General features: G+C 42.9%; 6 protein-coding genes. All 6 read left to right on the forward strand.

What is annotated here, in order from left to right:
• The coding region (locus AC075L_RS20860; protein ID WP_476388126.1) for a PucR family transcriptional regulator at positions 1-596 on the forward strand (596 nt) is incomplete at its 5' end.
• Between the two features lie 299 nt (positions 597-895).
• The gene (gene ftsE, locus AC075L_RS20865; protein WP_022380148.1) at positions 896-1,579 is read left to right on the forward strand and encodes a cell division ATP-binding protein FtsE; all 684 of its coding nucleotides are present in this window, start codon (positions 896-898) and stop codon (positions 1,577-1,579) included.
• Entirely contained in the window at positions 1,569-2,474 is a 906-nt protein-coding gene (ftsX, locus tag AC075L_RS20870; RefSeq protein ID WP_173703267.1) for a permease-like cell division protein FtsX, read from the forward strand. The genes ftsE and ftsX overlap by 11 nt, the downstream gene beginning before the upstream one ends.
• A gap of 79 nt (positions 2,475-2,553) precedes the next feature.
• A complete protein-coding gene (locus AC075L_RS20875; protein ID WP_022380150.1) occupies positions 2,554-3,744 on the forward strand; it encodes a S41 family peptidase in 1,191 nt (396 codons plus the stop codon).
• Positions 3,745-3,967: 223 nt separating this feature from the next.
• On the forward strand, positions 3,968-4,837 hold the full coding sequence (locus AC075L_RS20880) for a DegV family protein (protein ID WP_161233475.1): 870 nt from the start codon (positions 3,968-3,970) through the stop codon (positions 4,835-4,837).
• 95 nt (positions 4,838-4,932) lie between these two features.
• Positions 4,933-6,305, forward strand: a 1,373-nt coding sequence (locus AC075L_RS20885; protein WP_476388127.1) for a bifunctional metallophosphatase/5'-nucleotidase, incomplete at its 3' end; no start/stop codon positions are given.

Consider the following 6,305-nt stretch of genomic DNA (forward strand, 5'->3'; position numbering starts at 1 on the left):
TCGGTGGTAAAAGTAAAGACTTTATCACAGCAGTAGATGAGAAGAGTATTATCGTAGTCAAGGAACTTGAAGATGGTGAGAATTATCCTGAGATGGATCAGCTTGCACATACTATCCTTGATACTCTTGGAATGGGAAATGACGGTAAGACACATATGGCATACGGTACTATCGTCAATGAACTGAAAGAAGTATCACGTTCCTATAAAGAAGCCCGCATGGCTCTTGATGTAGGTAAGATTTTCTTCGGAGATAAAGAAGTGATCGCATACAGCTCTCTGGGAATCGGACGACTGATCTACCAGCTCCCGATCCCGCTCTGTAAGATGTTTATCAAAGAAATCTTCGGCGGCAAATCCCCGGATGACTTTGACGAAGAGACTCTGGTCACAATTGATAAGTTCTTCGAGAACAGCCTCAATGTTTCAGAGACATCCAGACAGCTATACATCCATAGAAACACTCTGGTCTATCGCCTCGATAAACTCCAGAAGAGTACAGGTCTTGATCTCCGCGTTTTTGAAGATGCCATTACATTCAAGATTGCACTCATGGTAGTACGTTACATGAAATATATGGAAACACTGGAATATTGATGTATTATAAATAGAAGGAAAATTTTCAATGCCTGCCACAGCTTTAATTGCTGCCGCAGGCATTTTGACCTTTACAAATCCAGCCTTGCAGTGTATAGTTAGAAATCGAGATTGCAATTGATAAGGTATGCAATATCCCGAGACATGCAAGTCAAAATTTTGTTGCCGCAGGCAATTTGTAATGAATGTTGACTGCATTACTGTGAACATTCTATGAATCCTCAAAAATCTCTTGCAATCCCCAAAAACATACATTACAATAATGTTACAAATTCATTAACCCATTGGAGGAAAAATCTATGATAGATCTTATAGATGTAAGCAAGTCCTATGGTCCCGGCCTTCCGGCAGTGAACCATGCGAACCTACATATAGATAAAGGTGAATTCGTCTTTGTAGTAGGAAACAGTGGTTCAGGAAAAACAACCCTGATCAAACTTCTTATGAAAGAGTTGGATTCCACATCCGGCCAGATTATCGTAAGCGGTGAACGTCTGGAAGGAATGAAACACAGAAGAGTAGCCAAATACCGCCGTAAGCTGGGCGTAGTATTTCAGGACTTCCGTCTTCTGAAAGACAGAAATGTATATGAGAATGTAGCGTTTGCCCAGAGAGTAGTCAACCGTCCCACAAGAGTAATCCGTAAACGTGTCCCGGAGGTACTTCAGGAAGTTGGACTTGCGGTCAAATACAAATCCTTCCCGGATGAACTTTCCGGTGGAGAACAGCAGAGAGTTGCATTGGCAAGGGCGCTGGTCAACCGTCCGGATATCCTTCTGGCAGACGAGCCTACAGGAAATCTGGATCCGAAGACTTCCGAAGAAATCATGAAGCTTCTGGAGCAGATCAATGACAGAGGAACCACAGTCCTTGTTGTAACACACAACAAAGAGATCGTAAATGCAATGAAGAAACGTGTAGTTACTATGCATGAAGGTTCCATAATAAGTGACGAGAAAGAGGGAGAATATCATGAGGCCTAGCACAATATGGTATACCCTGAAACAGGGTATCAAGAACATTAAGAGAAACTGGATGTTTTCCCTGGCATCTATCATTACCATGGCTGCCTGTATTTTTTTGTTTGGCATTTTCTTCTCTATCGTGAATAACGTAAACAATGTTGCTCATAAAGTAGAGCAGGAAGTCCCGATCACAGTATTCTTTGATGAAGGAACAACGAACAAACAGATCAAGGCAATCGGTAAGAAAATTAAGGAACGCCCGGAAGTAGAGAAAATTGAATTCACATCCGCTGATGAGGCATGGGGAGAATTTAAAGAGATATATTTCCAGGGATCTGAAGCGGCAGACGGATTTAAAGATGACAATCCGCTTGCAAACCAGGCAAACTACAGTGTATACATGAACGATATCACGAAACAGTCAGAGCTGGTTTCTTATATAGAAGGGCTGAAACATGTACGTCTGGTAAATCAGTCCGAGGAAGCAGCCAAGACACTGGGAAATGTCAATAAACTGGTTTCCTATGTTTCCATTGCAATCATAGCATTATTACTTATCATTTCTATTTTCCTGATCAGCAATACAGTATCTGTCGGTATTGCAGTTCGTAAGGAAGAAATCGGAATCATGAAGTACATAGGAGCGACCGATGCATTTGTAAGAGCTCCATTCCTTCTGGAAGGCATTGTGCTGGGAGTTATCGGTGCTGCTATACCGTTGGTCGGACTTTATTTCTGCTATAATGCAGCGGTATCCTATATTCTGAACAAATTTAATGTGCTGACCGGTGTGGTTGATTTTATCCCGGTATGGCAGATTTACCAGACATTGCTTCCTATAGGACTGGCACTTGGAATCGGAATCGGACTGATCGGAAGTTTCTTTACAACAAGAAAGCATTTAAGAGTATAATAAAAAGCAGATAAGCATGAAGCTGCCGGAACAATGATATCATATCATAAACCGGCGGCTTTTTTACAGGAGTGCAGACATGAAAAATAAAGAATTTTGGAAAGGTGCAGTAGCAGGAGCACTGGTTGTGACATGCATCGGTACAGGTGCCTTTGCGGGAACAGGTCTTGCAGCAAAAGGAACAGCTCTTGGTGATCGCAAGTGTACATCAAAGCTGGCATATCTTGAAGAGCTGATCGACAGATACTATCTGGGAGATAAGGATGAAGAAAAGCTTCAGGAAGGGCTTTATGCAGGTCTTCTCTATGGACTGGATGATCCTTATTCCAGATATTATACAGCAGAGGAATACGATTCTGAGAATTCTTCCAATGAGGGAAGCTATGTGGGAATCGGCATTCTTATGGAGAAGAACAAAGAAGGTGGAGTAAAGATTGTTGAATGCTATGAGGGCGGTCCCGGAGAAAAAGCAGGACTGGAGGAAGGGGACATCATCAGTGCCATTGACGGGGAAGATATCACAGAGGATGAAGTATCTGATGTTGCAGACATTGTCCGCAATTCAGATAAAGACAGTGTGGTGCTTACTGTTCACAGAGAAGGTGAAGAAGATGCCATGGAAATCACAGTCCCTGTTACAGATGTGGAATTACCGTCTGTTTTCCATGAAATGCTGGATTCTAAAATCGGCTACATCCGCATTACACAGTTTACAGGCGTTACCGGCGAACAGTATCAGGAAGCTTTTGATGACCTGCAAAAACAGGGAATGGAGAAAATGATCGTGGATCTCCGCGATAATCCGGGTGGACTTCTTGATTCTGTCTGTGATGTCCTGCGGAAAATCCTTCCGGAAGGACTGATCGTTTACACCGAAGATAAGGACGGAAACAGAGAAGAGGAAAAATGTGATGGCAAAAACGAACTCCGGATTCCGCTTGCAGTCCTGGTAAATGAAAGCAGCGCCAGTGCATCAGAGATTTTTGCCGGTGCAGTGCAGGATTATGGTATTGGAACGATCGTCGGAACAACCACTTTCGGAAAAGGCGTGGTACAATCCATCCGCCAGCTCTCAGACGGAAGCGCCATTAAACTGACTGTTGCCAATTACTACACTCCAAAAGGAAACAACATCAACAAAACAGGAATCAAACCTGATATAGAGGTTTCTCTGGATACCCGTCTGCTGAATAAGAATAAAGACGAGATTACTCATGAGGAGGATAATCAGCTGCAGGAAGCGATTAAGGCAGTTGAGAAGGAAAAGTAGTTGTTTGGCTGATAGTTTGATGTTATACTGTATATATCTGTATTTATAATAGAAGCATTTTTATTATAGATGAAAAGCCCATTACTGAGCAGACAGCGGATTTTGCTTCGTAACTGAAAAATAGTCAAGCGGATATTCGCAATTGAAGCAGGGGACTTACTTGATTCGGTTAAACAGTTAATGGGCAGAAAGTGAAAAATATCAGAAAAAAGAGGGCGACAACATGAGCGAATATGTGATCACCACCGACAACAATTCAGATCTTCCGGAGAAATATCTCAAAGACCATGGAGTAGGCTGCATGTATCTCAGTTATTCCATGGATGGAAAAAATTATACACATGGAAATTTCCTTCCGGAGCATGAATTTTATGAGGCAATGAGAAACGGTTCCATGCCAACCACAGCACAGGTAAATCCTGAAAATGCAAAAGCACTGCTGGAGCCTTACCTGAAAGAAGGAAAAGATATTCTTCATATTGCATTTTCCTCTGCCTTAAGCGGTACATACAATAGCAGCCGTATCGCAGCAGAGGAACTGATGGAGGACTATCCGGACCGCAAGATCATCGTGGTAGATTCTCTTGGCGCTTCCCTTGGTCAGGGGCTTCTGGTTTACCTTGCACAGGAGAAGAAAGAGCAGGGAGAAGATCTGGAGACAGTTGCGAAATGGGCAGAAGAGAACAGGCTTCATATGGTACACCTTTTTACAGTCAACGATTTAAATCACCTATACCGCGGAGGCCGCATTTCCAGAACTACTGCAGTAGTAGGAAGCATGCTGAATATTAAACCGGTTCTTCATGTAGACAACGACGGAAAACTCACTGCCATCGGAAAAGTCCGCGGCCGTAAAAAATCCCTTCAGGAGCTGGTAAAGCTTATGGATGAGAAAATCGGCAGCTATCATGACACCTGCCATACCATCTTTATCAGTCATGGCGACTGCGAAGAAGATGCAAATTATGTGGCAGAGAAAGTAAAAGAAAAATACCAGATCAACACGATTATCATGAATCAGGTAGGAGCCACCATCGGCGCTCACTCAGGTCCGGGAACAATGGCGTTGTTCTTTGTGGGAGATGAAAGATAAATTAGTTTTTTTTGTAAAATGGTTTCATGGTATCATTATCCTGCGGGAAGATAAATGATACTGTGGAACCACTTTTGATATTACAGGAGAATTTTATGAAATTATTAAAAAAAGCATTCGCATTCACATTTATATTTATGCTGAGCGTTTCAGGACTGACAGGATATCAGGTAAACGCCTCAGAGGAGCAAAAACATCTGGATATCCTGTTCACCCATGATCTGCATTCTCATTTGAACAGTTTTCAAACGATTGTAGACGGGACACAGCAGGAGACCGGCGGGTTTGCCCGGCTGAAAACATTGATCAATGAGCACGAGAAAGAGAATACAGATACACTCATATTGGATGGCGGAGACTTCTCCATGGGAACTCTGATACAGACTGTATATGACACAGAGGCCGCCGAACTGCGGATGCTTGGATATCTGGGCTGTGATGTGACAACTCTGGGAAATCATGAATTTGATTACGGCTCCGATGGTCTGGCAGATATGCTGAACGCCGCAGTCAGTTCAGGCGAAAACCTTCCCAGGATGGTTGTGTGTAATGTGGACTGGGATGCAATGAAAAAAGCCGGCCTCAGTGAAGGACAGAAACAGATTTATGAAGCATTTCAGACATATGGAGTAAAAGACTATACGGTAATTCAAAAAGGTGATGTAAAGATTGCAGTACTGGGTGTTTTCGGCAAGGATTCTCTGGATTGCGCTCCTACCTGCGAGCTTCTTTTCGAAGACCCGTCAGAAGCAGCCAGAGAAACAGTAGAGGAAATAAAAAAGAACGAAGATGTAGACATGATCGCCTGTGTATCACACAGCGGAACATGGGAGGACGAAAAAGTATCAGAGGACGAAATCCTTGCAAAGAATGTTCCGGACATTGATCTGATCGTCAGCGGACATACCCACACACAGTTGGCAGAACCAATCCTGCAGGGAGATACCTGCATCGTATCCTGTGGAGAATATGGGAAAAACCTGGGAACAATTTCTATGACTCAGAAAGAGAATGGACGATGGGAACCGGATACCTATGAGCTTGTTCCGGTTACGGATAAAATCAAGGCGGATGAGGCCACACAGAAGAAAATAGATGAATTGTCAGATACTGTTGACACCAATTATCTTTCCAATTTTGGTTACACCAGAGAGGAAATTCTGGCAGAGAATGATATTGAATTCAACAGCCTCAGTGAGATGGAAACAAAGCATGAGGAGTTAAATCTGGGAGATATCATATCAGATGCTTATGTATATGCAGTAGAGAATACAGGAGACTCTGACGGAGAAAAAGTAGATGTTGCAATCGTACCTGCCGGAACTGTAAGAGATACTTATACAAAAGGCGATATAACAGTGGAGCAGGTATATAATTCCTTTTCGCTGGGAACAGGAAAAGACGGACTGGCAGGTTATCCTCTGATCAGTGCATATTTAACGGGAAAAGAACTGAAAACAGTGGCAGA

The sequence above is a fragment of the Blautia sp. ZXY-1-B12 genome, from assembly GCF_056339915.1.

Coding starts and splice junctions, on each gene's coding strand:
- ftsE (WP_022380148.1), top strand. CDS start 896: ATGATAGATCTTATAGATGTAAGCAAGTCCTATGGTCCCGGCCTTCCG.
- ftsX (WP_173703267.1), top strand. CDS start 1,569: ATGAGGCCTAGCACAATATGGTATACCCTGAAACAGGGTATCAAGAAC.
- AC075L_RS20875 (WP_022380150.1), top strand. CDS start 2,554: ATGAAAAATAAAGAATTTTGGAAAGGTGCAGTAGCAGGAGCACTGGTT.
- AC075L_RS20880 (WP_161233475.1), top strand. CDS start 3,968: ATGAGCGAATATGTGATCACCACCGACAACAATTCAGATCTTCCGGAG.